Raw genomic sequence first — 25,644 nt, 5'->3', positions numbered from 1 at the left:
AGCGTTCCTTCCGTGGGCAGGCGGGACTCTGCGGACACGCCCCAGGCACACGACTGACAGACCGGGGGCGCACAGGGGCTTCGGCGCCGACACCGCCGGACGGTGCTTGCCTTCCCCAACCACCTCACCAAACATCCCTTTTGTCGCCACCGTGCACCGAAGGGATACGCGATGAGAGCCGCCCTCCTCTACTCGGCCGCAGGATCCTTGCTGCTGAGCGCCCTCACCGCCGTCCCGGGCACCGCCGTCCCGGGCACCGCCGTCCCGGACACCGACGGCGCGAGAGCGGCGGCCGAGTCGCGCGGCACCGCGGTGGCCGCCGCGCGGGCGAAGGCGGCCGGCATCGACTTCGGCCCGTGCCCCGACGCACAGGACCTCCCGGGCAGCATGCAGTGCGGCACGGTCACCGTCCCGCTGGACTACGCCCGGCCCGACGGCAGACAGATCGAGCTCGCCGTCGGGCGCGCCCGGGCCACGCGCAAGGACCCGCACCACGGCAAGCACGCGGTCCGCCGCCAGGGCGCCCTGGTCTACAACCCGGGCGGCCCGGGCTCCTCCGGCCTCTACTTCCCCCTCGTCGGCCTGCTCCCCGAGTGGAAGCGCATCGCGGCCGCCTACGACCTCGTCGGCTACGCCCCGCGCGGCGTCGGCCGTTCGGCGCCCCTGTCCTGCAAGGACCCCGCGCACTTCTTCAAGGGGCCCACGCAGGCGCCGACGCACCCCTCCGAGTCGTACAAGAGGGAACGCGTCGCGCAGGCGAAGGCGTACGCGCGCGGCTGCGCCGAGCGGGCCGGCGGCGCGCTGCGGCACTACCACTCGCTGAACAACGCCCGCGACCTCGACGTCCTGCGCGCCGCGCTCGGCGAGGAACGGCTGACCTTCATGGGCTCGTCGTACGGCACGTACTTCGCAGCCCTCTACGCGACGCTGTTCCCCGGCCACGTACGGCGGATGGTGTTCGACTCGGCGGTCGATCCGGATCCGGCGCGGATCTGGTACCGCAACAACCTCGCCCAGTCGGCGGCGTTCGAGGGCCGCTGGCGGGACTTCCGGAAGTGGATCGCCCGGCACGACGACGTGTACGGGCTGGGCAGGACCGCGCGGGAGGTGCTGCGCAGCTACGAGCGGGCGAGCGCGCGGCTGGCCGCCGAGCCGGCCGGCGGGAAGGTCGGACCCGGGCAGTTGCGGGGCGCGTTCCTCCAGGCCGGCTACTACGACGACCAGTGGCCGCACCGGGCGCACGCGCTCTCGGCGTACCTCAAGGGCGATCCCGGGCCGCTGGTCGAACAGGCCGAGCAGCACCCGGAGGCCGCCGCCGAGGCGGAGAACTCACGCGCGGTCTACGTCGCCGTCGAGTGCAACGACGCCCCCTGGCCGACGGACTGGGAGGTGTGGGACCGGGACAACACCCGGCTCGCGCGGCGGGCGCCGTTCGAGACCTGGGACAACGTGTGGACGAACCTGCCCTGCGCCTACTGGGAGGGGCCACGGCAGCGGCCGCTCGACGTCGGCACCGGGCCGGGTGAACTGCCGCCGACGCTGATCCTCGCCGCCGAGCGGGACGCGGCCACGCCCTACGAGGGCGCTCTGGAACTCCACCGCCGCCTCGCCGGCTCGGTCCTGGTGACGGAGCGGGACGCCGGCGCGCACGGCCTGGCGGGCGGGCCGAACGCCTGCGTCAACGGCCATGTGGAGGCGTATCTGCTGGAGGGCCGGCTGCCGGGACGGCGTACGGACTGCGCGGCGCATCCGGAACCGAAGCCGCACCCGGGGCCGCGGTCGCGGTCGGCGGCCCCGGAGCAGCCCGGGGCCGACCGGCCGCTCGGCTGATCAGGCCAGACCCGCGACCAGCTCGGCGATGTCCTTGCGGCGGCCCGTGAAGAACGGGACCTCCTCGCGGACGTGCCGGCGGGCCTCGGAGCCGCGCAGGTGACGCATCAGGTCGACGATGCGGTACAGCTCGTCGGCCTCGAAGGCGAGGATCCACTCGTAGTCGCCGAGGGAGAACGAGGCGACCGTGTTGGCGCGCACGTCGGGGAAGCCTCGGGCCATCTTGCCGTGGTCGGCGAGCATGCGGCGGCGGTCCTCGTCGGGCAGCAGGTACCAGTCGTAGGAGCGCACGAAGGGGTAGACGCTCACATAGTTGCGTGGCGTCTCGTCGGCGAGGAACGCCGGGATGTGCGAGCGGTTGAACTCGGCGGGGCGGTGCAGCGCCATGTTCGACCACACCGGCGTGAGCGCCCGGCCCAGCTTCGTGCGGCGGAAGAGGTTGTACGCCTCCTGCAGCGCGTCGCTGGTCTCCGCGTGCCACCAGATCATGAGGTCGGCGTCGGCGCGCAGGCCCGAGACGTCGTACGTGCCGCGGATGGTCACGTCCTTGGCGGCGAGCTGGTCGAACAGCTCCTGGACCTCGTCGGCGTACCCGGCGCGGTCCTCGGGGAGGACGTCCTTCAGCTTGAAGACGGACCAGAGCGTGTAGCGGATGACCTCGTTGAGGTCCTTGGCCAGCTTGCCCTTGTTCGGGATGCGGTCGGGCTCGGCGCTGGAGGCCGTGGTGGAGGCGTCGTCACTCATGCTCCTCATTCTCCCGCTCCGCCGTGCAGGCTCTGCACCGGGTGGGCGGTGAGCTCCTCCACACCCCGCAGGTCACCGTGGATCTGGTCGACGGCGGCGTACGCGCTCGCGACGCACGCCGGGATGCCGACGCCGTCGTAGGGCGCGCCGCACACGGCGAGCCCCGGGAGCTTCGCCATGTGCTCGCGGATGCGGGCCACGCGCGCGTGGTGGCCGACCGGGTACTGGGGCAGGCCGTCGTCCCAGCGGGTGACGCGGGTGGCGACGGGCGTGGCGTCCAGGCCGGTCGCCGCCTTCAGGTCGTGCCGGGAGACCGCCACCAGCTCGTCGTCGTCGCGCTGGAGGATCTCCGTCTCGCCGTACCGTCCGACGGAGGTGCGCAGGACGACGAGGCCGGGGTTCTCGTCGGCGATCCAGCCCCACTTCTGCGAGGCGAAGGTGGACGCCTTGATGGTGCGCCCGTCCACCGGCGGCACGAGAAAGCCGCTGCCCTCGGGCAGGCCCGCCTCGGCGCGGCGGTAGGCGAGGGTGACCAGGGCCATGGAGGCGTACTCGACGCCGCCGAGCTCGGCGGCGGCCCCGGGGGACTCGGTGCGCAGGAGCCTGGCGGCGGCCGGGGCGGGGACGGCGAGCACGACCGCGTCCGCGCGCAGCACCCGCTCGCCCGCGACCACGCGCCAGCCGCCGCCTTCGGCTGCGCTGTGGCTCAGCTCCGTCACCGGCGTCCCCGTCAGGATCTCGCCGCCGCGGGCCCGCACCGACTCGGCCACCGCGAGGGGCAGCGTGCCGACGCCGCCCCGGAGGCCCATGAACACCGGGCCGGTCTGCCGGGCGGCGGCCTTCGCCTGGATCTCGCGGACCCCCTCCGTCAGGGAAGCGTGGTCGCGGGCCGCCTGGAAGAGCTGCGGGACGGCCGAGCGCATCGAGATGCGGTACGCGTCGCCCGCGTACACGCCGCCCAGCAGGGGCTCCACCAGGCGGTCGACGACCTCGCGGCCGAGGCGCTCCGCCACGTACCGGCCGACGGCCACGTCGTCGCCGATCTCCGTGCGGGGCAGCTCGGCGTCGCGGTCGATGCGGGCGAGGCCCTCGTCGGACAGCACCCCGGACAGGGCCGCGGCGGTGCCGGGCACGCCCATCACATGGCCCTTGGGCATCGGGCGCAGCGCGCCCCGGGTCCAGATCGAGGCCGTCGCGGTCGCGGGCGGCTGGAGCCGGTCGGCCAGGCCCACCTCCCGGGCGAGCGCCACCGCCTCGGGGCGGCGGGCCAGCATCGACTCGGCGCCGAGGTCCACGCGCGCGCCCGCGATCTCCCCGGGCAGCAGCTTGCCGCCGACCCGGCCGGAGGCCTCCAGCACGGTCACCCGCGCCCCGCGCTCCAGCAGCCGGTGCGCCGCGGCCAGTCCCGCGATTCCCGCCCCGATGACGACGACCTGCCCCGTGCCCGCACGGGCTTGAACTTCGCGCATGCCCCCAGCCTCTCAGACCCCACTGACAGCGTTCCCGCGCCCCGGTGTCCGGCACGGGTGATCCGCGCGAGTCCCGACCGTGACCGCATCGGAACCGTCCAGGACCAAACGTCGGGGCCCGCCCGGGCGTCGAAGAAGCGTCAGCCGAACCGAACCCCGGGGGATGCCCGCATGCGCACACGACGACCCGCCCGCCACCCCGTCCCGGCGCTCACGGCGCTCCTGCTGGCCGCGGCCCTAGCGCTCACCGGGTGCAGCGGCGCGGGCGACGACTCCGCCGGCAGCTCCGCCGACCGCGGGGTCGCCGCCCCGCAGCCGGACGGCAAGGCCGGCGCGAACGAGGCCGCTCCCGGCGGCGCCGGAAGCGGAGCCCGGGCGACCTCCCCGCCGAAGCTCCCCACGAGCCACATCATCCGCACGGCCTCGCTGACCGTGCAGGTCAAGGACGTCCCGAAGGCCCTGGAGGAGGCCCGCGCCGGCACCGAGAACGCGGGCGGCTACGTCGGCAACGAGACCACCACCCGGGACGCGGAGGGTCACGAGCGCACCCGGGTCGTGCTGCGGGTCCCGGTCGAGAAGTACGACGAGGTCCTCACCGAGCTCGAGGGCGCGGGCAAGCTCCTCGACCGCAGCGCCAAGGCGGAGGACGTCACCGACCAGGTCGTGGACGTGGAGAGCCGCATCAAGTCGCAGCGGGCCAGCGTGGCCCGGATCCGCGAGCTGATGGACCAGGCCACCAAGCTCAGCGACGTGGTGACCCTGGAGGGCGAGCTGAGCACCCGCCAGGCCGACCTGGAGGCGCTGCTCGCCCGCGAGGAGTCCCTGAAGGACCGCACGAGCCTGGCCACCATCACCTTGTCGCTGTCCGAGACCCCGGTGAAGAAGGAGGAGGCGAAGGATGACGACCCGGGGTTCGTGGACGCGCTCGCGGGCGGCTGGAACGCGTTCGTGACGATGCTGCGCTGGCTCGCGGTGGCCCTCGGCGCGGTCCTGCCGTTCGCGGCGGTGGCCGCCCTGCTGGCGCTGGTCTGGCTGCGCGTCGTACGCCCCCGCCTGTCACGCGGCCCGAGCCCCGCGCCCGCCAGGAGCGCCCTGGGCCCGCTGCCCACGGCCCGGCAGGCCCCGCAGTCCCCGCCCGCGCGGACTCCTGACGAGCCTGACGAGCAGGACTGAAATGCCCTGCTCCCGTAGCGTGTTCGCATGAGCATGAGCCGTACGCGCAGGGAGCGACTGGTCGTGATCGGCGGCGACGCCGCGGGGATGTCCGCGGCGTCGCAGGCACGCCGGCTGAAGGGCCCCGACGAGCTGGAGATCGTGGCGTTCGAACGCGGCCACTTCACGTCGTACTCGGCGTGCGGCATCCCCTACTGGGTGGGCGGCGATGTCGCCGACCGGGACCGGCTCATCGCCCGCACCCCCGAGGAGCACCGCGCGCGGGACATCGATCTGCGGCTGCGCACCGAGGTCACGCGGCTCGACCTCGACGGGCAGCGGGTACGCGTGCGTGACGTCGACTCCGGCGCCGAGTCCTGGACGTCGTACGACAAACTCGTGATCGCCACCGGCGCCCGGCCGATCCGGCCGGAGCTGCCCGGCATGGACGCCCCCGGGGTGCACGGCGTGCAGACTCTGGACGACGGCCAGGCGCTGCTCGACACGCTGGCACGCACGCGTGGCCGCCGCGCGGTGGTCGTCGGGGCCGGCTACATCGGCGTGGAGATGGCCGAGGCGCTCATCAACCGCGGCTACGAGGTGACGGTCGTCAACCGGGGCAGCGAGCCCATGTCGACCCTCGACCCCGACATGGGCCGCCTGGTGCACAAGGCCATGGAGGGCCTGGGCATCACGATGGTGAACGACGCCGAGGTCACCGAGATCCTCACGGGTGACGACGGCCGGGTCCGGGCGGTGTCCGCCCAGGACCGGGAATTCCCGGCGGATGTCGTCGTGCTCGGCATCGGCGTCCGCCCCGAGACGACCCTGGCGAAGGCCGCCGGCCTCCCCCTCGGCGCCCACGGCGGCCTCCTCACGGACCGCTCGATGCGGGTGCGCGGCCACGAGAACATCTGGGCGGGCGGCGACTGCGTCGAGGTCCTCGACCTGGTCTCCGGCCAGGAACGGCACATCGCGCTCGGCACTCACGCCAACAAGCACGGCCAGGTCATCGGCACCAACGCGGGCGGCGGTTACGCCACCTTCCCGGGCGTGGTCGGCACGGCGGTCAGCAAGGTCTGCGACCTGGAGATCGCGCGCACGGGCCTGCGCGAGAAGGACGCCCACCGCGTGGGCCTGCGCTTCGAGACGGTCACCATCGAGTCGACCAGCCGCGCGGGCTACTACCCGGACGCCTCCCCCCATGACGGTCAAGATGCTCGCCGAACTGCGCACGGGCCGCCTCCTCGGCGTCCAGATCGTCGGCCGGGAGGGCGCGGGCAAACGAGTCGACATCGCGGCGGTCGCCCTCACGGCAGGCATGACGGCAGAACAGATGACGACCCTGGACCTCGGCTACGCCCCACCGTTCTCCCCGGTCTGGGACCCGGTATTGGTGGCAGCCCGCAAGGCGGCCGCAAAGGTGCGGGGTTCTTTGTAAGGGACGGTGCAGGGGTCAGGGGCGCGGGGAACCGCGCGACAAGCCACAACGGTCCCGCACCCGGCAACGCACCCGCACCCCTGCGGCGAAGCCCTACGCGGTCCCAGCCGTCCCGTTGATCCGGTCGATCGCCTGCCGGGCCTGCTCCGCCGGCGGTCGCGACGGCAAGGACGACACCGAAGCCGAAGCCGTCACCGCAGGCGGCTGCTCCCCGGCAGGCTTCGCGTGGGAAGCCACCCGGGTCGACCGCAACCGGTGACTCACCGCCTCCTCCAGCGTCACGGGCCGCCGCATCTGGGCCGCCAGCCGCCCGGCTTCCTGGCCCAGCCGGGCGACGTCCTCCCACGGCAGCCGCACCACCAGCGTCAGCTCCGCCTCACCGTCCGGCAGCGCGTGCATCGGGGGAGTAACTCGGTCGTTCATCGCCTGTTCCTCACGTCGGCCCCGCGACCCGCCTTCCCCGCGCCGCGAGCGGTTGCCGAGACATACGCACGCCCCGACGGCTGCGTTCAGCGGCCGGACCGATTCACCGGCGTCACCCCGGGCACACGTGTGGCGTGGTCATTCCCGTGCACGACGTGAACCCGGTGCGGCGCACCCCCTGGGTGACGTACGCGCTGCTCGCCGCCAACATCGTGGTGTTCCTGCTCACTCCCGGCATGGCCGGTTCCGTGGTGGGCGAGGGCAGCCTGGCCCAGCTGTGTCACCTCCAGGCGTTCCTCGACCACTACGCGGCCGTGCCACGGGAGCTGATCCACCATCAGATGCCTCGGCTGGTGCCCACGGGCGACATCGGGGTGGGCCCGCGGGGAGCCGGCTGCGTGGTCGGCCCGCCGCCCTACGACAAGTCGCCGGAACTGAGCGTCCTGACGGCGATGTTCCTGCACGGCAGCTGGCTCCATCTGCTGGGCAACATGCTGTTCCTGTGGATCTTCGGCAACAACGTCGAGGACCGCATGGGCCACGTCCGCTTCCTGCTCTTCTACGTGGTGTGCGGGTACGCGGCGTCGTACGGCTTCGCGCTCCTCGACTCCGGCTCGGGCGCACCGCTGATCGGCGCCTCGGGGGCGATCGCCGGCGTGCTGGGTGCCTATCTGGTGCTGTATCCGAGGGCCCGGGTCTGGGTCCTCGTGCCGTTCCTGGTCTTCCTGCCGCTGCGGCTGCCCGCCTGGATCGTGCTGGGGCTCTGGTTCGCGCTCCAGACGGTGTACTCCTCCGGCGAGGGCATCTCCGGCGCCGGCACGGTGGCGTACGCGGCGCACGTCGTGGGTTTTGTCGCCGGCATGCTCATCGCCTGGCCGCTCAAACCCGGCACTCCCCCGCCGCCGGAACCGCGCGGCCTGCTGTTCGGCAGGCAGGCGCGGCCCCGGCACACCTGGTGAGCGCCGAGGACGGTCAGCGCGCGGTCTGCGTGTGGACGTACTCCACGAGCCGGGTCAGCGCGTCCGGGTCGTTGGACGGCATGACGCCGTGGCCCAGGTTGAAGACGTGTCCCTCCAGGCCCGCGGCCGCGTCGAGCACCTCGCGGGTCTTCGCCTCGATCACCTCCGCGGGCGCGAACAGGACCGTCGGGTCGAGGTTGCCCTGCAGCGCCTTGCCGGGGCCGACGCGGCGGGCGGCCTCGTCCAGTGGGACGCGCCAGTCGACGCCGACGACGTCCGCGCCCGCCTCGCCCATGAGCCCCAGCAGCTCGCCGGTGCCGACACCGAAGTGGATGCGCGGGACGCCGTACCCGGCGACGGCTTCGAAGACCTTGGCGGAGGCCGGCATCGCCGAGCGGCGGTAGTCGGCGGGGGCGAGCGAGCCGACCCAGGAGTCGAAGAGCTGGACGGCCGAGGCGCCGGCCTCGATCTGCACCTTCAGGAAGGCGGCCGTGATGTCGGCGAGGCGGTCGAGCAGGTCGGCCCACAGCTCCGGGTCGCCGTACATCATCGCCTTGGCGTTCTCGTACGTGCGCGACGGACCGCCCTCGACGAGGTAGCTCGCGAGGGTGAAGGGCGCGCCGGCGAAACCGATGAGCGGGGTGGCGCCCAGCTCGCGCGTGAGCAGGCCGATCGCCTCGGTGACGTACGAGACGTCCTCCGGGGTCAGGTCACGGAGCTGGGCGAGGTCCGCGCGGGTGCGGATCGGGTGCTCGACGACCGGGCCGACGCCCGGCTTGATGTCGAGGTCGACGCCGATGGCCTTCAGCGGGACGACGATGTCGCTGTAGTAGACCGCCGCGTCGACGTCGTGGCGGCGGACGGGCTGGAGGGTGATCTCCGCGACCAGCTCGGGCCGCATGCAGGACTCCAGCATCGGGATGCCCTCGCGCACCTTGCGGTACTCCGGCAGTGAACGCCCGGCCTGCCGCATGAACCACACCGGCGTGTGCGGCACGGGCTCGCGCCGGCAGGCCTTGAGGAAGGCTGAGTCGTACGGGGCGGACGGCTGCTGGGCCCGGGGGGCGTCATTGGCACTCACGGGGCCAAGTTTCGCACGCCTCCGACAGGCGTGATTCAGCCCCTGGACAGGCGCGGGGTGTCTAGCCCGGCAGCCGGGCTCCGGTCCCCGTAACCTTCCCGCATGGCTGCGGCTCAGGGACGACTGTCGGACGGCGCTGGCGGAATGGACGAAGCGAAGGACACCGAGAAGGACCGGCGGGAGGCGGACACCACTCCGCCGCCCTTCCGGGCCGCCGTCGACGCGCTCAAGGCGGCGCGGCTGCGGCCCCAGATCGAGGTGGAGCCGACGCCCGCGCCGAAGCGGCTGGCCCCCTACGCCCACGCGCTGGAGGCGGCGGTCGTCGACGGCGAGGAGGACCTGGCCGACGGCCGGCTGGTGCTGCTGCACGACCCGGCGGGACACGACGCCTGGCAGGGCACGTTCCGGCTGGTGACGCTGGTGCGCGCGGAACTGGAGCCGGAGATGGCCGCGGACCCGCTGCTGCCGGAGGTGTGCTGGTCCTGGCTGACCGGCGCGCTCCAGGCGCGCGGGCTGACGTACGGGGAGCCGAGCGGCACCGTCACGCGGGCGAGCTCGCACTACTTCGGCGGTCTGGCCGCCCGCCCGGCCGCCTCGCAGATCGAGATCCGCGCCTCCTGGACGCCGCGCGAAGGTCTGGGCGGTGTGCCGGACACGGCCGCGCACCTGGCGTCCTGGTGCGATCTGCTCGCCCAGGTCGCGGGGCTGCCGCCGGCCGGGCCGGGGGACGCGTCGGTGGTGACGCTGCCGCAGCGGCGAGGACCGCAGTCCCGCTGATCGAACCTGTTCCGACCCCGTACTGATCGAATCTGTACGGGGCGGTCAACGCTGCCCTGTCGACGATCACACCCACGTCCCCCTCTTGGCCGAATCACTTTGTCGATACGGCCACTTTCGACCGCGTACCGACGCAGACCGAAACCGTCCGGCCTTCGAATGATCGACCGCGTGTCCGAATTGCGCGGATTGTTATCACCGATTCGTGATCATTCTCTAAAGGCGGACGGGTTGGGTGCCGAAGACGACTGTGACCTTGAAAGCACGGTTCGTCCCGGCTTCACCCCCCACGAGCCGGCCCCGTCCCGCACCCCAGGAGGCCTGGTGTCCGTTCTCCTCGAGCAGCCCGCAAGCCTGGTCGCCTACCGCCCGAACAAGCCGACCGCCATGGTGGTCGTGGCCGACCCGCGCGTCCGCTCCACCGTCACCCGCCACCTGTGGGCGCTCGGTGTGCGCGATGTCATCGAGGCCTCGTCCATCGCGGAGGCTCGTCCCCGCATCGGCAACCCCCGCGACATCTGCGTCGCCGACGTCCACCTGCCCGACGGCTCCGGCCTCACCCTGCTGTCGGAGACCCGCGCCGCGGGCTGGCCCAACGGGCTCGCCCTCTCCGCCGCCGACGACATCGGCGCCGTGCGCAACGCCCTCGCCGGCGGTGTGAAGGGCTACGTCGTCACCGGCACCCGTACCAACGTCGGGCTCCCCACCCGGCCGGGCGCCGCCCCCATCGGTGCCGCCGCCGCGCGCCTGCACCGCCGCCCCCCGGGTGCCCCGAGCCACCCGGGCGGCTACCGCGAGCTGTCCGGCCGCGAGGTCGAGGTGCTGCGGCTGGTCGCGGAGGGCCAGTCGAACAAGGCGATCGGCGTCTCGATGGGCCTGTCCGCGCTGACCGTCAAGAGCCACCTCGCCCGCATCGCCCGCAAGCTCGGCACGGGCGACCGCGCCGGGATGGTCGCGGTGGCCCTGCGGACCGGAATCATCCACTGACCCGCTCCACGATGACCCTTTGTGATCATTCACTCACGTGAACGGGACCGGCCGCGGCTCCCGCGCTGTCACTCACGGTTCGCCGGCCCGACACTTCCCCGACCTGACTGGTTTGCGACCCCCGGGCGCCCGTCGACGGAACGTTCCGTCGACGGGCGCTGTCCATACACGGATACCCTTGACATGTGACCGACGCCCACGAGACCGCAGCAGACAGCTCACTGCGAACCACCGGAGGCGCCCCTCCGGACGACGGCGGATCTTCTGCTACGGAGGCGCCGATCCCTTTGCTGGAACCGCGTGAGGGCATTCCTCCCGTGATCGCCGACGAGGACGCCCTGGCCCGGACGATCGCCGCCTTCGAGGCGGGCTCCGGACCGGTCGCCGTCGACGCCGAGCGGGCCTCCGGCTACCGCTACGGCCAGCGCGCCTACCTGGTCCAGCTGCGCCGCCAAGGGGCCGGAACGGCTCTCATCGACCCCGTCGCCTGCCCCGACCTGTCCGCCCTGGGCGAGGCCCTGTCCGGCGTCGAGTGGGTGCTGCACGCCGCCACCCAGGACCTGCCCTGCCTGCGTGAGATAGGCATGGTGCCGACGCGGCTGTTCGACACGGAGCTGGCCGGGCGGCTCGCCGGGTTCCCCCGGGTCGGCCTCGGCGCGATGGTCGAGGGCGTCCTCGGCTTCGTCCTGGAGAAGGGGCACTCCGCCGTCGACTGGTCGACCCGGCCACTGCCCGAACCCTGGCTGCGGTACGCGGCGCTGGACGTCGAGCTGCTCGTCGACCTGCGCGACGCGCTGGAGAAGGAGCTGGACCGGCAGGGCAAGCTGGAGTGGGCCCACCAGGAGTTCGACGCGATCGCCTCCGCCCCGCCGCCCGAGCCCCGCAAGGACCCCTGGCGGCGTACGTCCGGCATGCACAAGGTGCGCCGGCGGCGGCAGCTGGCCGTCGTACGGGAGCTGTGGCAGACCCGGGACCGGATCGCGCAGCGGCGGGACGTCTCGCCGGGCAAGGTGCTCGGGGACGCGGCGATCGTCGAGGCCGCGCTGGCGATTCCGGCCAACGTGCACGCGCTGGCCGCGCTGAACGGTTTCGGACACCGGATGAGCAAGCGGCAGCTGGAGCAGTGGCAGGCGGCCGTGGACCGGGCGAAGGCGTTGAGCGAGGCGCAGTTGCCGCAGCCGGGGCAGCCGGTGACCGGGCCTCCGCCGCCGCGGGCCTGGGCGGACAAGGATCCTGCGGCTGCGGCTCGGCTGTCCGCGGCCCGGACGGGTGTTTCGGCGCTGGCCGAGCAGCTCAACATGCCGCAGGAGAATCTGATGACGCCGGACACGGTGCGGCGGGTGTGCTGGGAGCCGCCGGCGGTGGTGGACGCCGAGTCCGTGGCGGGCGCGCTTGCCGGGCATGGCGCGCGGCCGTGGCAGGTGGAGCTGGTGACGCCGGTGCTGGTGGAGGCTCTGTCCGTCAAGGAGGCCTAGGGCCCTAGCCGCCGTAGAGCTTTTCGTCGTGCGGCGGCTGCGCGCCCTGCCTCCTACTTCGTGGCGCCCTGCGTGAAACCGTTGTAGATGAACCGCTGCAGGAGCAGGAAGACGATCAGGGTGGGGGCGATGACGAGGATCGCGCCTGCTGAGATGGTCTCCCAGTGGGCTCCGAAGGGGCCCTTGAAGCGGAACAGGGACGTCGAGATCACGCCAAGATCCTCGGAGGGCATGTAGAGGAAGGGGATGTAGAAGTCGTTGTAGACGTTGATCCCCTTCACGATGACGACCGTCGCGATCGCGGGCTTGAGCAGTGGGAAGATGATCTTCCGGTAGATCGTGAAGGCGTTGGCGCCGTCGATGCGGGCCGACTCGTCCAGTGAGACGGGGATGGCCCGGACGAACTGCAGGAAGATGTAGATCGACACGATGTCCGTGCCCATGTAGAGCGCGATCGGCGCCCAGAGGCTGTCGAACATCCCGAAGCTGTTCACGATCTGGAAGGTGGCCACCTGGGTGGTCACCCCGGGGACCAGCGCGGCCACCAGGAACAGGGCCGGGACGAGCTTGCGGAAGCGGAACCGGAAGCGGTCGATGGCGTACGCCGTCATCGAGCCGATGAGGACCGTGCCCCCGATGGCGACGACCAGGATCACCGCCGTGTTGGCGAACGCCGAGAGCATCCGGCCGTCCTGGAACGCCGTCACGTAGTTGCCGAAGTTGAGCGGGTCGTCGGGCAGCGTGAGGGCGCCGCTGTCGTCGGCCATCTCCCCGGAGGTCTTCAGCGACGTCAGGAAGACCACGGTCAACGGCAGGAGCACGACCAGCGTCGCGAGGACCAGGGAAAGGTACACGAGGGCACGGGCCACGGCACGTCGCGTCATACGAGGTCCACCTTGTCGTCCGGGACGAGGCGCCGCTGCACCCAGGTCACCGCCAGGATGATCAGCAGCAGTACGACGGCCGCCGCCGAGGCGAGGCCCGTCTTGTTGAACTGGAAGGCCAGCTTCACGGTCTGGATCACGAAGGTCTCGGTGCCGGTCGCGCCGCCGGTCATGATGTACGGGATCTCGAAGACCGACAGCGACCCGGAGACGGACAGGATCACCGACAGGCTCAGCACGGGCCGGATGCCGGGCGCGATGATGTGGCGGAACTGCTGCCAGCGGTTGGCCCCGTCCAGTTCGGCCGCCTCGTACAGCTCCCCCGGGATGGACTGGATCGCACCGAGGAAGAGGACGAAGTTCAGGCCCAGGTAGCGCCAGACGGAGACGCCGGCGAGGGAGACGTTGGCCGACGTGGGTGTGCCGAGCCAGGCGCGGTCGCCGTCGTAGCCGAAGAGGCCCAGGATCGCGTCGAGGGTGCCGCCGTCCTGGAAGAAGTACAGGAAGACGAAGCCGATGGCGACGCCGTTGATCAGGTACGGGAAGAAGAGCACGCCCTTGAAGAAGCCGCGGAAGCGGACGTTGAAGCTCAGGATCGTGGCGAAGTAGAGGGCGGCGCCGATCTGCACCGCGGACGCGGCGAGGTAGTAGCCGCTGACGAAGAACACCTCGAACAGCTCGGGCCGGGTGAAGAGTTCGGTGTAGTTCTCGGCGCCCGTGTAGCGCAGCTCGGGACTGACTCCGTCCCAGTCGGTGAAGCTGTACGCGACCATGTTGACGATCGGCGCGTAGGTGAAGGCGATCAGCAGGGCGAGCGGGGCGATCAGGAACAGCCAGGGGGTCACGCCCCGCCACCGACGCGGCCGGCGCGCGGCGGACGGCGGTGGCGGCCCGGCGGGCGCGGCCGGACCCACCGGCCGCGCCGCCTTCCGGGTGGTGTCGGTCATCAGGACCCCAGGTTCTGCTGCGCCTCGGTCCACTTCTCGCCCAGCCCGGTCAGGAAGTCGTCCAGGCTGCCCTTGCGGGCGCCGCGGGCGAGGTCGACGAGTTCCTGGCGGTAGTCGGGCTTGTAGATGCCGACCTCCGACTGGTTGTCGATGGACTTGACCTCGGCGCCCAGGGTGTCGTCGATGTCGAGAAGCTTCACACCCGCCTCCTGGTACGGCTTGAGGACCTCGGGCAGCGGGGCGTCCTTGCGGGGCGAGAGGGCGAGGTTGGCGTCCGCGTAGCCGGACTTGTCGGTGAACCAGTCGATCCAGGCGCGGGCGGCGGCCTTGTGCTCGGAGTGGACGTTGACGGCCTGCTGGTAGTCGGGGGACGTCACCGCGCAGAACGTGCCGTTCTTCTGGGCGGGGAACGGCATGAAGCCGATGTCGGCCGGGTCGGTGCCCGCCTGCTTCGCCGCGTCCTGCATCTGCACGATCGCCCAGGAGCCGAGCCACATCGTGGCGATCCGGCCCTTCGCCAGGCGGGGCTTGGAGGCCTCCCAGTTGGTGGTCGTCGGGTCCTTCTCGATGAGGCCCGACTTCACGATGTCGTGCAGCAGCGTGTCACCGACCCGGAGGTCGGCGCCTTGTGCCCAGGGGTTCTGCTCGGCGAGCCGGGTGGTGGCCTGGGTGTCGCAGCCGACCGAGCCGTTGACGTTCGTCCACTGGGTCAGCGGCCACATGTCCTTGAAGTTGGTGTAGTACGGGACCGCGTCGGTCTTGGCCTTGACGGCCTTGAGGTCGGCGAGGAACTCGGCCGGGGTCGTGGGCCAGTCGGTGATGCCGGCGGCGCTGAAGACCTTCTTGTTGTAGACGAAGCCCGGGACCACGCCGATCGGGCTCTGCCCGTACACCTTGCCCTGGACGGTGGAGTAGTCGGTGAAGCGGTACTTCTTGCTCCGCTCGGCCTGGGTGCCCAGCGAGGCGAAGAACTTCGGGTAGTCCTTCTTCTCGATCACGGCCGGGATCATCAGGACGTCGCCGTAGTTCTCCGTGTTCATACGGATCTTGACTTCGCCCTCGTAGTCGGTGAGGCCGTCGAACTCGACCTTCACCCTGGGATAGGTCTTGTTGAACGCGGCGGCGTACTTCTTCATCGTCCCGTCCTGCACGAGGTCGGTCCGGTGGGTGAGGACGGTGATGGTCCCTTCGACCTTGGCGGGATCGTCGGGCGCGTCGGCATCCGCGCCCTGGGAGGTGCCTCCGGTGCCGGTACAGCCCGATGCCAGCAGGGCTGCGCCCACGGCGAGGGCGAGGACGGTACGGCGGTTCATGTGCATCAGCTCCGTTCGCGGAGAGGAACTCGGGACGGAAGAGCACGTGCGGTATGGCTGGTTCGGCACTCTGACAGCGCTTTCTCAACCGGTAAAGTCCCATTCCCGCCAACGCTGCGAAACCTGTACACGACTCTTCACTGGACCGGTTAAGGGAGTGCGCATGCTTCAGGCCACACCGCTCGGCGACGGATGGATCCTGCGGCACGATGCGGACGCGCTCCCGGCGTCCGTGCCGGGCTGCGTGCACACCGACCTGATGGCGGCCGGGGTGATCCCGGACCCGTTCCTGGGCCGGGGCGAGTCCGAGGTGGCGTGGGTGGGGCGCCGGGACTGGACGTACGAGCGCGAACTCACGGCCGCGTCCGCGCAGGAGCAGACCGACCTGGTCTTCGACGGGCTCGACACCGTCGCCGAGATCTCCCTGGACGGGCGGCTGCTGGGCAAGGTACGGAACATGCACCGCTCGTACCGGTTCGATGTGACGGGGCTGTCCGGGCGGCTGTCCGTGCGGTTCGTCTCCGCCTACGCGGAGGCCGAGGCCGTGCGGGGACGGCTGGGCGAGCGGCCCGCCGCCTACGCCGAGCCCTACCAGTACCTGCGCAAGATGGCCTGCTCCTTCGGCTGGGACTGGGGGCCGACCCTGGTGACGGCCGGGATCTGGCGGCCGGTGCGCCTGGAGCACTGGTCGACGGGACGGATCGCCCGGGTGCGTCCGCTGGTCACCGTCGACGAGGGTGCGGGCATCGTCGAGCTGGCCGTCGACGTCGAGCGGACCCGGGTCGAGGTGCCGCTCACCCTGGAGGCAGAGGTGGGCGGGGTACGGGCCCGGGCGGAGATCGACGGGGCGGGCGGGGTGGTACGGCTGCGCGTGCCGGACGTCCGGCTGTGGTGGCCGCGAGGCTACGGCGAACAACCGCTCTACGACGTCGAGTTGCGGCTGCTGCACGGCGACGACGCGCTGGACGTGTGGCGGCGGCGGATCGGCTTCAGGACCGTCGAGCTGGACCGGCGGCCCGACGCGCACGGCACCGGCTTCACCCTCGTCGTCAACGGCGAGCGGCTCTTCGCCCGGGGTGTCAACTGGATCCCCGACGACGTCTTCCCCTCCCGCATCACCCGCGAGCGCTATCGGGAGCGGCTGGAGCAGGCGGCCGGGGCGGGCGTGGACCTGGTGCGGGTCTGGGGCGGCGGGATCTACGAGAGCGAGGACTTCTACGACGCCTGTGACGACCTCGGGCTGCTGGTGTGGCAGGACTTCCCGTTCGCGTGCGCGGCCTACCCGGAGGAACAGCCGCTGCGCGGCGAGGTGGAGGCCGAGGCCCGGGAGAACGTCGTACGGCTGATGCCGCATCCGTCGCTGGTGCTGTGGAACGGCAACAACGAGAACCTGTGGGCCTTCCGGGACTGGGGCTGGGAGCCGCGGCTGGCCGGGGACTCCTGGGGCGAGGGGTACTACCTGGGCGTACTGCCGCGGGTGGTGGCCGAGCTGGATCCGACGCGGCCGTACACGGCGGGGAGTCCCTGGTCCGGATCCTGGGACCGGCATCCGAACGATCCGGCGCACGGCACGCACCACTCCTGGGAGGTGTGGAACCGTGAGGACTACGCCGACTACCGGCTGAGCGTGCCCCGGTTCGTCGCCGAGTTCGGCTGGCAGGCGCCGCCCGCGTACGCCACGCTGCGGCGGGCGCTGCCCGGGGAGGAACTCGCGTCGGACTCCCCCGGCATGCTGCACCACCAGAAGGCCGACGACGGCAACGGGAAACTGGAGCGGGGCCTGGCCCGGCACTTCGCCGTGCCGAAGGGGGACTTCGACCGCTGGCACTACCTGACGCAGGTCAACCAGGCCCGTGCGGTCGCGGCCGGGATCGAGCACTGGCGCTCGCACTGGCCGGTGTGCGCGGGCACGGTGCTCTGGCAGCTCAACGACTGCTGGCCGGTGACGTCCTGGGCGGCGATCGACGGGGACGGGCGGGAGAAGCCGCTGTACCACGAGCTGCGGCGGCTGTACGCGGACCGGTTGCTGACGCTCCGGGCGCGGGACGGCGGCCTGGTGCTGGCGGCCGTCAACCAGGCGGCCGGGGAGTGGACGCCGACGCTGACCCTGCGGCGGATGTCCGTCGACGGCGAGGTGCTGGGGCAGGAGGCCGTGGCGGTGACGGTCGCGGGGCGGGCGGTGGCCCATGTCGATGTCCCGCGCGAGCTGACGCCGGCCGGCCCCGCGGAGTTCCTGGTCGCGGACGCAGACGCGGACGGGCTGCGGGCGGTGCACTTCCCCGTGCCGGACCGTGAGGTCCCCTATCCCAGGCCGGAGTTCGAGGTCGCGCTCGCCCCCGGCGGCATCACCGTCACCGCCCGCACCCTGGTCCGGGACCTGCTGCTCCAGGCCGACCGGCTGGATCCGGGGGCGCGGGCCGACCGGGGGCTGGTCACGCTGCTGCCCGGCGAAGAGGTGACCATCGGGGTGCGCGGCTGGAAGACCCCGGACGCGGAGCGTGCGCGTTCGGCCCTGTACTGCGTGGAGCCGACCCGATGACGGCGACGCCGGCCCCCCGCGTCACCATCAAGGACGTCGCCGCGCGCGCCGGCGTGTCCAAGGGTGCCGTGTCGCTCGCGTTCAACCACAAGCCCGGGCTGTCGGAGGCGACCCGGGACCGGATCTTCCGGGCGGCGCGGGAGCTGGGCTGGGCGCCGAACCTCACGGCGCGGACACTGGCCGGTTCGCGCGTGGACGTGGTGGGGCTCGCGGTGTGCCGGCCGGCCCGGATGCTGGGGCTCGAACCCTGGTACATGGAGTTCGTCTCGGGCGTGGAGAGCGTCCTGGCCGAGCACTCCTGCTCCCTGCTGCTGAGACTCGTGCGGAATCTGGACGAGGAGATCGGGGTCCAGGAGGCGTGGTGGCGGGGGCGGCAGATCGGCGGGTCCATCCTCGTCGACTTCCGGGCCGACGATCCCCGGGTGGGCCTGGTGGAGCGGCTCGGGCTGCCGGTGGTCGCGGTGGGGCACCCGTCGCTGACCGGGGGGCTCACCTCGGTGTGGACGGACGACGCGACGGCCGTGACGGAGGCGGTGCGGTATCTGGCCGCGCTGGGACACCGGCGGATCGCCCGGGTGGGCGGGGCGGCGGCCCTCGGGCACACGGCCATCCGGACGGCGGCGTTCGACGAGGCGGCGGGGGCGCTGGCGCTGGCCGGGGCGTGGCAGGTGGCGACGGACTTCTCCGGGGACGCGGGGGCGCGGGCCACGCGGTCCTTGCTGACGGCCGCGCCGGCGGACCGGCCGACGGCGATCGTGTACGACAACGACGTCATGGCGGTGGCGGGGTTGTCGGTGGCGGCGGAGATGGGGGTGCGGGTGCCGGAGGAGGTGTCGCTGCTGGCCTGGGACGACTCGCAGCTGTGCCGGCTGACGCATCCGAGGCTGTCCGCGATGAGTCATGACGTGCATGGGTTCGGGGCGGAGGTGGCTCGGACGTTGTTCTCGGTGATCACGGGGGGTGGGGCGGCAGGGTCGCATCCTGTGCCTACGCCTGTTCTGACGCCTCGGGGGTCCACTGCGCCGCCTCGGTGAGCGCCGTAGGGGAGTGTTTTTTGTGTGACGTTCACCGCTCGCCATGTCAGGACTGGGCAGCTACGTTACTCATAAGTAGCATGGGATGAGCAAGCGCTCAGCGTCCTGGACCCTGGAGGAGAGCCATCGTGCCTCGTACCGTCAGGGACGTCGTCTTCGTAGACGGCGTCCGCACCCCGTTCGGCAAGGCGGGCCCGAAGGGCATCTACCACGAGACCCGTGCCGACGACCTCGTCGTGAAGGCGATCCGGGAGCTGCTGCGCCGCAACCCCGGCCTCGACCCGAAGAAGATCGACGAGGTCGCCATCGCCGCGACCACCCAGATCGGCGACCAGGGCCTCACCATCGGCCGCACGGCCGGGATCCTCGCCGGCCTGCCGCAGTCCGTCCCGGGCTACTCCATCGACCGCATGTGCGCGGGCGCCCTGACGGCCGTGACCACGGTCGCCGGTTCCGTCGCCTTCGGTGCCTACGACGTCGCCATCGCCGGCGGTGTCGAGCACATGGGCCGCCACCCCATGGGTGAGGGCGTCGACCCGAACCCGCGGTTCGTCAGCGAGAAGCTGGTCGACGAGTCGGCCCTGTTCATGGGTATGACCGCGGAGAACCTGCACGACCGCTACCCGCAGATCACCAAGCTGCGCGCCGACGAGTACGCCGTGCGCTCCCAGGAGAAGGCCGCCAAGGCGTACGCCAACGGCAAGATCCAGGCCGACCTGGTGCCGGTCTCGGTGCGCCGCACCTCCCCCGAGGCCGGCGAGACGGGCTGGGGCCTGGTCACCGCCGACGAGCCGATGCGCCCGGGCACCACCCTGGAGAACCTCCAGGGCCTCAAGACCCCGTTCCGTGTGCACGGCAGGGTCACCGCCGGCAACGCGGCCGGTCTGAACGACGGCGCCACCGCCTCGGTCATCGCCTCCGAGGAGTTCGCGCGGGAGAACGACCTCCCCGTGAAGATGCGCCTGGTCGCCTACTCCTTCGCGGGCGTCGAGCCGGAGGTCATGGGCTACGGCCCGATCCCGGCGACGGAGAAGGCGCTGGCCCAGGCGGGCCTGTCCATCTCCGACATCGGCCTGTTCGAGATCAACGAGGCCTTCGCCGTCCAGGTCCTGGCCTTCCTCGACCACTACGGCATCGCCGACGACGACGAGCGCGTCAACCAGTACGGCGGCGCGATCGCCTTCGGCCACCCGCTGGCCTCCTCCGGCGTCCGTCTGATGACGCAGCTGGCCCGCCAGTTCGAGGAGCAGCCGCACGTCCGCTACGGCCTGACGACCATGTGCGTCGGCTTCGGCATGGGCGCGACGGTCATCTGGGAGAACCCGCACTTCGAGGGGGACAAGTGAGCACCACCGCCGAGCTTTTGAAGCAGGCCTCCGACCTGTTCCCGGACGAGGTCGTCACGCAGGCGCACGTACGCCACTTCGACCTCCCCGCCGGTGCCGGGCGCTTCGCCCTGATCACCCTGGACAACGGCCTGGACCACACCAAGCCGACCACGTTCGGCCCGGCCTCGCTGGCGAACCTGAACACCGCGATCGACCAGGTCGAGAAGGAGGCCGCGGACGGCGAGATCGCCGGCGTCGGCATCACCGGCAAGCCGTTCATCTTCGCGGTCGGCGCCGACCTCAAGGGCGTGGAGATCCTCAAGGAGTACGAGCACGCGCTCGCCATCGGCAAGGGCGGCCACGAGGTCTTCAAGCGGCTGTCCAAGCTGGCCGTGCCGACCTTCGCGTACTACAACGGCGCCGCGATGGGCGGCGGTGTCGAGGTCGGTCTGCACTGCACCTACCGGACCGTCTCCGCGGCCCTCCCGGCGTTCTCGCTCCCCGAGGTGTTCCTCGGCCTGGTCCCGGGCTGGGGCGGCTGCACGCTGCTGCCGAACCTGATCGGCGCCGACAAGGCCGTCTCGGTGATCATCGAGAACAGCCTCAACCAGAACAAGCAGCTCAAGGGCAAGCAGGTCTACGAGCTCGGGATCGCCGACGCGCTCTTCGAGGGCGCGGACTTCCTGGAGCAGTCGCTGATCTGGACCGCGTCCGTCCTCAAGGGCGAGATCGAGGTCGAGCGCCCGGTGATCGACCGCGGCGAGGGCTGGGACCAGGCCGTCGCCAAGGGCCGTTTCATCGCGGACTCCAAGGTGCACGGCGCGGCCCCGGCCGCCTACCGGGCCCTGGACATCATCGCCGCCGCCAAGAACGGCGACCTCCAGCAGGGCTACGACGCCGAGGACAAGGCGCTCGCCGACCTGATCATGGGCGGCGAACTGCGCGCCGGCATCTACGCCTTCAACCTGGTGCAGAAGCGCGGCAAGCGCCCGGCCGGTGCCCCGGACAAGAACCTGGCCCGTCCGATCACCAAGGTCGGTGTGGTCGGCGCCGGCCTGATGGCCAGCCAGCTCGCGCTGCTGTTCCTGCGCCGCCTGGAGGTGCCGGTCGTACTGACCGACATCGACCAGGAGCGCGTCGACAAGGGTGTGGGCTACGTCCACGCCGAGATCGACAAGCTGCTCGGCAAGGGCCGGATCAACCAGGACAAGGCCAACCGCCTCAAGGCGCTGGTGACCGGTGTCCTGGACAAGGCCGAGGGCTTCGCGGACGCGGACTTCGTCATCGAGGCCGTGTTCGAGGAGATGGGCGTCAAGCAGAAGGTGTTCGCGGAGGTCGAGGCGGTCGCCCCGGCGCACGCGATCCTGGCCACCAACACCTCCTCGCTGTCGGTGTCGGAGATGGCGTCGAAGCTGAAGCACCCCGAGCGGGTCGTCGGCTTCCACTTCTTCAACCCGGTCGCCGTGCTGCCGCTGCTGGAGATCGTCCGCGGCGAGCAGACCGACGAGGCCTCCCTGGCCACGGCGTTCGGCGTCGCCAAGAAGCTGAAGAAGACCGCGGTGCTGGTGAAGGACGCCCCGGCGTTCGTCGTGAACCGCATCCTGACCCGCTTCATGGGCGAGATCCAGAACGTCATCGACGAGGGCACCCCCGTCGAGGTCGCCGAGAAGGCGGTCGAGCCGCTGGGCCTGCCGATGTCGCCGCTGGTCCTGCTGGAGCTGGTCGGCCCGGCGATCGGTCTGCACGTCTCCGAGACGCTCAACCGGGCGTTCCCGGACCGCTTCACGGTCTCCCCGAACCTCAAGGCGGTCGTCGGGGCGGGCAAGCGCGGCTTCTACGTCTACGACAGCGGCAAGCCCGAGCTGGACCCGGAGGTCGCCGCGCTGCTGAAGCAGGGCGACACCGTCCTGACGGAGGAGCAGGTGCGCGAGCGCGTGCTCGACGCGGTGGCGCAGGAGATCGGGCTCATGCTCGACGAGGGCGTCGTCGCCGAGGCGCAGGACATCGACCTGTGCCTGATCACGGGCGCCGGCTGGCCGTTCCACCTGGGCGGCATCACGCCGTACCTGGACCGCGAGGGCGTCTCCGAGCGGGTCAACGGCAAGAGGTTCCTGGCGCAGGGCGTGGCGAGCGTCCCCGCGTAACGCGTGACCCCTCAAGGGGGGTGGGGCGCCCGGTAACGATCCGGATGCCCCACCCCCCTTCCGTATGCCGCCCCAGATAGGATCCTCACATAATCCGACCATTGTTTACCGTGCCCTGACGGTCTCCACCGGAGACCACCGGGCGCCCTCGAAGGAGTCGTTCGTGGCGTCCTCCCGCCGCCGCCCGCCCGGACGCCGGGTCTGGCCCAAGATCAGGCTCCTGCTCCTCGTGGCGGTGGTCGCCGCCGGCGGCACGGCGCTGTATCCCGTGTGGAAGGCGGCGCATCCGGACCCGCCCGAGCTCAAGGTCCGCTACCGGACCGACACTCCGGCCACGGCCGCGGCGGCCAGACCGTCGTTCGAGGTCTTCAACGACACCGGGAAGGCACTGCCGCTGAGCGATGTGACGCTCCGGTACTACTTCACGGCCGACGGCGCCCCGGGACCCTCGTCGTACGCCTTCAACTGCGTCAACGCCGCCTTCGGCTGCTCGAACGTCGCCGGCCGGGTCGTCGCGATGGACAAGGCCACCGACAGCGCCGACCACTACCTGGAGGTCAGGTTCACGGCCGGCGCGGGCAGCCTCAAGCCCGGCGCCAACAGCAAGGGCATCGACCTCCAGCTCTTCCGCACCGACCACAAGAAGCTGAAGCAGTCCGACGACCGCTCCTTCGACGCACGGATGACGTCCTACAAGGAGGCGGAGAAGGTCACCGCGTACAAGCGGGGCGTCCTCGCCTGGGGTGAGGAGCCGGACGGCACGAAGGCGAGCGACGAGAAGAAGGCCTCGGCGAAGAACGCCGCGCCCGACCCGCTGCCGGCTCCCCCGGCCGGAGTGCTGTTCGACGACTTCGCCTACCAGGGCGCCAAGGACCCGGCCCTGTTCAAGCACGGCTGGCTGGTCCGCACCAGCAAGGGCGGCCCCGGCATCGAGAACACCTGGTCGGCGGACGGCGTCACCTTCCCCACCGCCGAGGGCGCCCACGCTGACGGCCAGGTGCTCAATCTGCGTGCCGTCACGGACGGCACGAAGGCCGGGACGAAGCAGGCGAGCCTCGGCACGGCCGCGAGCAAGTTCCGCGACGGCACCTACGCGGCCCGGATCCACTTCAGCGACGAGCCGGCCACCGGGGACACCGGCGACCACGTCAACCAGACCTTCTACACCATCGGCGGCACCGGCTCGACGTACAGCGAGCTGGACAACGAGTACATGCCGAACGGCGGCTGGGGCCGGCCGGGTCCCAAGCTCGACACCGTGACCTGGTACGACCACAAGACGAACGACCGTGTCTACACCACCACGAACAAGAGCCTCGCCGCCTGGCACACCGTGCTGATCAGGGTGAAGGACGGCGTCGTCGCCTACTGGCTCGACGGCAGGAAGCTCTTCCTCAGCGACGGGAAGTACGCCCCGCGCGCGGACATGTCCGTGAACTTCAACCACTGGTTCATCGATCTGCCCTTCAAGGGCGACCGCGCCTGGGACATGAAGGTGGACTGGCTCTACTACAACGCGAACAAAACCCTGTCGGCGAAGCAAGTGCAGTCCGCTGTCGACGGCTTCACCGACGAGGGAATGAACTACTTCGACATGGTTCGGGAGTCCCGGTGAGCAAAAGGCGGTCCAACGCCCACACGCACGCTGCCCAGGCTGCGGAGAACAAGCCGGTGGTGAGCCGGCGTTCCGCACTGTTCATGGGCGGCACGGGAGGTGTCGCGATGGCCGGCGGCGGCGCATGGCTGGGCAAGGTGGTGGCGCAGCCCGCCGCCGCCCCGGCCGCCGAGGGAGCCATCGGGGGCCTCGCCACGCCTCCCCTCTACGCCCCCTCCGGCCGCCGTCCCAAGTACCGCAGGGCGAGCTGGTCCCAGCAGTTCCAGGCCTCCCACGGCTGGACGCCCGGCGGCGCGGGCACCGCGTCGGCCGAGGCGAACGACACGTCCGTCTTCGTGCGCGGCACTCAGTCGGTCCGGGTCACCACGAACGGCAGCGGCAAGCAGTCCTACGTCCGCAAGACCGGCATGCCCGCGGTGAGCCTGACCGGCAAGATGATCCGGCTCGTCTTCCGCGTCGACGACGTGACGAACCTGGCCAAGCTCGTCTTCTACCTGGGCAGCGGCTCCTTCGCGAACCACTTCGCCTGGACGTTCCACGCCCACTCCAAGACGTCGGCCAACTACGTGCAGTCCGGGGAATGGGTGACGGTCCACCTCCAGTGGGCCGACGTCAACGCGGCGGCCGGCACGTACTCCATCGGCGCCGGCGGCAAGCCGTCCACGAAGACCGGCTTCACCGACATGTCGTTCGCCGTGTACGACAACGCGGGCGGTGCGGTGACGTACCGGCTCCAGGCCGTGGAGCTGATACCGGACACGGTCTCGGTCTTCCCCAAGGGCGTCGTCTCCCTCACCTTCGACGACTCCCACAAGTCGATCCACGACCTGGCCCGGCCGGTCATGGACCGCTACGGCTTACCCGGCACCGTCTACAACATCGCCGACGCCATCGGCACCGGCAGTTTCCTGACACTCAACCAGATGCGTTCGATGCAGGACTTCTCCGGCTGGGAGATGGCGGGCCACTCGTACGCGAACGCCGTCCACACGGCGAGCTACCCGAAGCTCACCGCCGAGGAGGCCGACGCCGACTTCCGGAAGCTGCGCGAGTGGCTGGTGTCCAACGGTTTCACCAGCGAGCACTTCGCCTATCCGCACGGCGCGTTCCAGAAGACGACCGACGGTGTCCCCGTCGACCAGATCGCGAGCCGGCACTTCACCACGGCCCGGTCGATCATCTCCGAGACGATCGAGTCGTTCGCGCCGGCGATGCCGTACCGCCTCAAGGCGCTGACCGGCATCAATGACGGCACGGGCATCGGCGGTACGGCACTGTCGAGGCTGACGGAGGCGGGCGGCCGGCTCGACCGGTGCGTGAACAGCGGTGAGTGGCTGATCCTCTGTCTGCACAAGGTCACCGAGGGCGCCCCGGCGACGAGCACCGAGATCGGCAAGGCGGGCCTGGAGACGCTGCTGAAGGCGATCGACGAGCGGGACATCCCGGTGCTGACGGTCGAGGAGGCGATGGCCTCGTACACCTGAGGCCCGGAACACAGCAGG

The 25,644-nt window shown here is 71.4% G+C and carries 19 protein-coding genes and 1 pseudogene; 13 read left to right on the top strand and 7 right to left on the bottom strand.

Translation table 11 applies throughout. The features are described from left to right. Positions 1-171 precede the first annotated feature (171 nt). Entirely contained in the window at positions 172-1,830 is a 1,659-nt protein-coding gene (locus ACFZDA_RS01860) for an alpha/beta fold hydrolase (protein ID WP_391073356.1), read from the top strand. Here ACFZDA_RS01860 and hemQ read toward each other — a convergent pair whose 3' ends face one another. After that, positions 1,831-2,574, bottom strand: a complete 744-nt coding sequence (hemQ, locus tag ACFZDA_RS01855) for a hydrogen peroxide-dependent heme synthase (protein ID WP_391073353.1) — start codon at positions 2,572-2,574, stop codon at positions 1,831-1,833. It lies immediately after the preceding gene. A gap of 5 nt (positions 2,575-2,579) precedes the next feature. Further along, positions 2,580-4,043 (bottom strand): protoporphyrinogen oxidase, encoded by a 1,464-nt coding sequence (hemG, locus tag ACFZDA_RS01850; protein ID WP_391073350.1) that lies wholly within the window; start codon positions 4,041-4,043, stop codon positions 2,580-2,582. A gap of 171 nt (positions 4,044-4,214) precedes the next feature. Between hemG and ACFZDA_RS01845 the strand changes: the two genes are divergently transcribed. Further along, complete coding sequence (locus ACFZDA_RS01845; RefSeq protein ID WP_391073347.1) at positions 4,215-5,216, top strand: DUF4349 domain-containing protein; 1,002 nt, start codon at positions 4,215-4,217, stop codon at positions 5,214-5,216. 27 nt (positions 5,217-5,243) lie between these two features. Continuing rightward, a pseudogene (locus tag ACFZDA_RS01840) lies at positions 5,244-6,636 on the top strand (FAD-dependent oxidoreductase). 93 nt (positions 6,637-6,729) lie between these two features. Here ACFZDA_RS01840 and ACFZDA_RS01835 read toward each other — a convergent pair. Continuing rightward, positions 6,730-7,059 carry a hypothetical protein gene (locus ACFZDA_RS01835; RefSeq protein WP_391073345.1) on the bottom strand — a complete coding sequence of 110 codons (330 nt, stop codon included), beginning with the start codon at positions 7,057-7,059 and terminating at the stop codon, positions 6,730-6,732. Between the two features lie 134 nt (positions 7,060-7,193). On the opposite strand from ACFZDA_RS01835, the gene ACFZDA_RS01830 reads away from it, so the two are divergent. Continuing rightward, positions 7,194-8,018: a rhomboid family intramembrane serine protease gene (locus tag ACFZDA_RS01830; RefSeq protein ID WP_391073343.1), complete on the top strand. Its 825-nt coding sequence runs from the start codon at positions 7,194-7,196 to the stop codon at positions 8,016-8,018. A 13-nt stretch (positions 8,019-8,031) separates the two neighbouring features. On the opposite strand, the gene hemE is transcribed toward ACFZDA_RS01830, so the two are convergent. Then, positions 8,032-9,099 (bottom strand): uroporphyrinogen decarboxylase, encoded by a 1,068-nt coding sequence (gene hemE / locus ACFZDA_RS01825; protein ID WP_391073341.1) that lies wholly within the window; start codon positions 9,097-9,099, stop codon positions 8,032-8,034. Between the two features lie 102 nt (positions 9,100-9,201). On the opposite strand from hemE, the gene ACFZDA_RS01820 reads away from it, so the two are divergent. The 3 genes from ACFZDA_RS01820 to ACFZDA_RS01810 all read left to right on the top strand — a co-directional run bounded on the left by ACFZDA_RS01820 (position 9,202) and on the right by ACFZDA_RS01810 (position 12,338). Then, positions 9,202-9,876 carry a DUF3000 family protein gene (locus ACFZDA_RS01820; RefSeq protein ID WP_391073338.1) on the top strand — a complete coding sequence of 225 codons (675 nt, stop codon included), beginning with the start codon at positions 9,202-9,204 and terminating at the stop codon, positions 9,874-9,876. A 324-nt stretch (positions 9,877-10,200) separates the two neighbouring features. Next, positions 10,201-10,863: a response regulator transcription factor gene (locus ACFZDA_RS01815; protein WP_003993737.1), complete on the top strand. Its 663-nt coding sequence runs from the start codon at positions 10,201-10,203 to the stop codon at positions 10,861-10,863. 185 nt (positions 10,864-11,048) lie between these two features. Continuing rightward, positions 11,049-12,338 carry an HRDC domain-containing protein gene (locus tag ACFZDA_RS01810; protein WP_391073334.1) on the top strand — a complete coding sequence of 430 codons (1,290 nt, stop codon included), beginning with the start codon at positions 11,049-11,051 and terminating at the stop codon, positions 12,336-12,338. A gap of 53 nt (positions 12,339-12,391) precedes the next feature. On the opposite strand, the gene ACFZDA_RS01805 is transcribed toward ACFZDA_RS01810, so the two are convergent. The 3 genes from ACFZDA_RS01805 to ACFZDA_RS01795 are packed head-to-tail and all read right to left on the bottom strand — an operon-like array spanning position 12,392 to position 15,482. Then, entirely contained in the window at positions 12,392-13,222 is an 831-nt protein-coding gene (locus ACFZDA_RS01805) for an ABC transporter permease subunit (RefSeq protein ID WP_391073332.1), read from the bottom strand. Then, positions 13,219-14,169 carry an ABC transporter permease subunit gene (locus ACFZDA_RS01800; protein WP_391073330.1) on the bottom strand — a complete coding sequence of 317 codons (951 nt, stop codon included), beginning with the start codon at positions 14,167-14,169 and terminating at the stop codon, positions 13,219-13,221. Before ACFZDA_RS01800 ends, ACFZDA_RS01805 begins: the two co-directional genes overlap by 4 nt. Next, positions 14,169-15,482, bottom strand: a complete 1,314-nt coding sequence (locus tag ACFZDA_RS01795; RefSeq protein WP_391073327.1) for an extracellular solute-binding protein — start codon at positions 15,480-15,482, stop codon at positions 14,169-14,171. The genes ACFZDA_RS01800 and ACFZDA_RS01795 overlap by 1 nt, the downstream gene beginning before the upstream one ends. A gap of 163 nt (positions 15,483-15,645) precedes the next feature. Between ACFZDA_RS01795 and ACFZDA_RS01790 the strand changes: the two genes are divergently transcribed. From ACFZDA_RS01790 to ACFZDA_RS01765, 6 genes are all read left to right on the top strand, one after another. Continuing rightward, a complete protein-coding gene (locus ACFZDA_RS01790) occupies positions 15,646-18,021 on the top strand; it encodes a glycoside hydrolase family 2 protein (RefSeq protein WP_391073324.1) in 2,376 nt (791 codons plus the stop codon). Then, positions 18,018-19,055 (top strand): substrate-binding domain-containing protein, encoded by a 1,038-nt coding sequence (locus ACFZDA_RS01785; RefSeq protein WP_391073321.1) that lies wholly within the window; start codon positions 18,018-18,020, stop codon positions 19,053-19,055. The genes ACFZDA_RS01790 and ACFZDA_RS01785 overlap by 4 nt, the downstream gene beginning before the upstream one ends. A gap of 128 nt (positions 19,056-19,183) precedes the next feature. Further along, entirely contained in the window at positions 19,184-20,401 is a 1,218-nt protein-coding gene (locus tag ACFZDA_RS01780) for an acetyl-CoA C-acyltransferase (RefSeq protein ID WP_391073319.1), read from the top strand. Further along, positions 20,398-22,527, top strand: a complete 2,130-nt coding sequence (locus ACFZDA_RS01775; RefSeq protein WP_391073316.1) for a 3-hydroxyacyl-CoA dehydrogenase NAD-binding domain-containing protein — start codon at positions 20,398-20,400, stop codon at positions 22,525-22,527. The genes ACFZDA_RS01780 and ACFZDA_RS01775 overlap by 4 nt, the downstream gene beginning before the upstream one ends. Positions 22,528-22,690: 163 nt before the next feature. After that, a complete protein-coding gene (locus tag ACFZDA_RS01770) occupies positions 22,691-24,142 on the top strand; it encodes a cellulose binding domain-containing protein (protein WP_391073314.1) in 1,452 nt (483 codons plus the stop codon). Beyond that, positions 24,139-25,626, top strand: coding sequence for a polysaccharide deacetylase family protein (locus tag ACFZDA_RS01765; protein ID WP_391073311.1), 1,488 nt, complete (start codon positions 24,139-24,141; stop codon positions 25,624-25,626). Before ACFZDA_RS01770 ends, ACFZDA_RS01765 begins: the two co-directional genes overlap by 4 nt. Positions 25,627-25,644 lie beyond the last annotated feature (18 nt).

Source organism: Streptomyces sp. NPDC007991, assembly GCF_042958445.1.
In the GTDB taxonomy this organism is placed as follows: Bacteria; Actinomycetota; Actinomycetes; order Streptomycetales; family Streptomycetaceae; genus Streptomyces.
The sequence above is the reverse complement of the archived record's forward strand: the minus strand, read 5'-3'. Positions and strand labels throughout refer to the sequence as shown.

What these genes read in the sequence shown, in the direction of transcription:
- ACFZDA_RS01835 (WP_391073345.1), bottom strand. Translation starts at nt 7,059, where the DNA reads ATGAACGACCGAGTTACTCCCCCGATGCACGCGCTGCCGGACGGTGAG.
- ACFZDA_RS01860 (WP_391073356.1), top strand. Translation starts at nt 172, where the DNA reads ATGAGAGCCGCCCTCCTCTACTCGGCCGCAGGATCCTTGCTGCTGAGC.
- ACFZDA_RS01845 (WP_391073347.1), top strand. Translation starts at nt 4,215, where the DNA reads ATGCGCACACGACGACCCGCCCGCCACCCCGTCCCGGCGCTCACGGCG.
- hemG (WP_391073350.1), bottom strand. Translation starts at nt 4,043, where the DNA reads ATGCGCGAAGTTCAAGCCCGTGCGGGCACGGGGCAGGTCGTCGTCATC.
- ACFZDA_RS01820 (WP_391073338.1), top strand. Translation starts at nt 9,202, where the DNA reads ATGGCTGCGGCTCAGGGACGACTGTCGGACGGCGCTGGCGGAATGGAC.
- hemQ (WP_391073353.1), bottom strand. Translation starts at nt 2,574, where the DNA reads ATGAGTGACGACGCCTCCACCACGGCCTCCAGCGCCGAGCCCGACCGC.
- ACFZDA_RS01800 (WP_391073330.1), bottom strand. Translation starts at nt 14,169, where the DNA reads ATGACCGACACCACCCGGAAGGCGGCGCGGCCGGTGGGTCCGGCCGCG.
- ACFZDA_RS01795 (WP_391073327.1), bottom strand. Translation starts at nt 15,482, where the DNA reads ATGAACCGCCGTACCGTCCTCGCCCTCGCCGTGGGCGCAGCCCTGCTG.
- ACFZDA_RS01785 (WP_391073321.1), top strand. Translation starts at nt 18,018, where the DNA reads ATGACGGCGACGCCGGCCCCCCGCGTCACCATCAAGGACGTCGCCGCG.
- ACFZDA_RS01790 (WP_391073324.1), top strand. Translation starts at nt 15,646, where the DNA reads ATGCTTCAGGCCACACCGCTCGGCGACGGATGGATCCTGCGGCACGAT.
- ACFZDA_RS01805 (WP_391073332.1), bottom strand. Translation starts at nt 13,222, where the DNA reads ATGACGCGACGTGCCGTGGCCCGTGCCCTCGTGTACCTTTCCCTGGTC.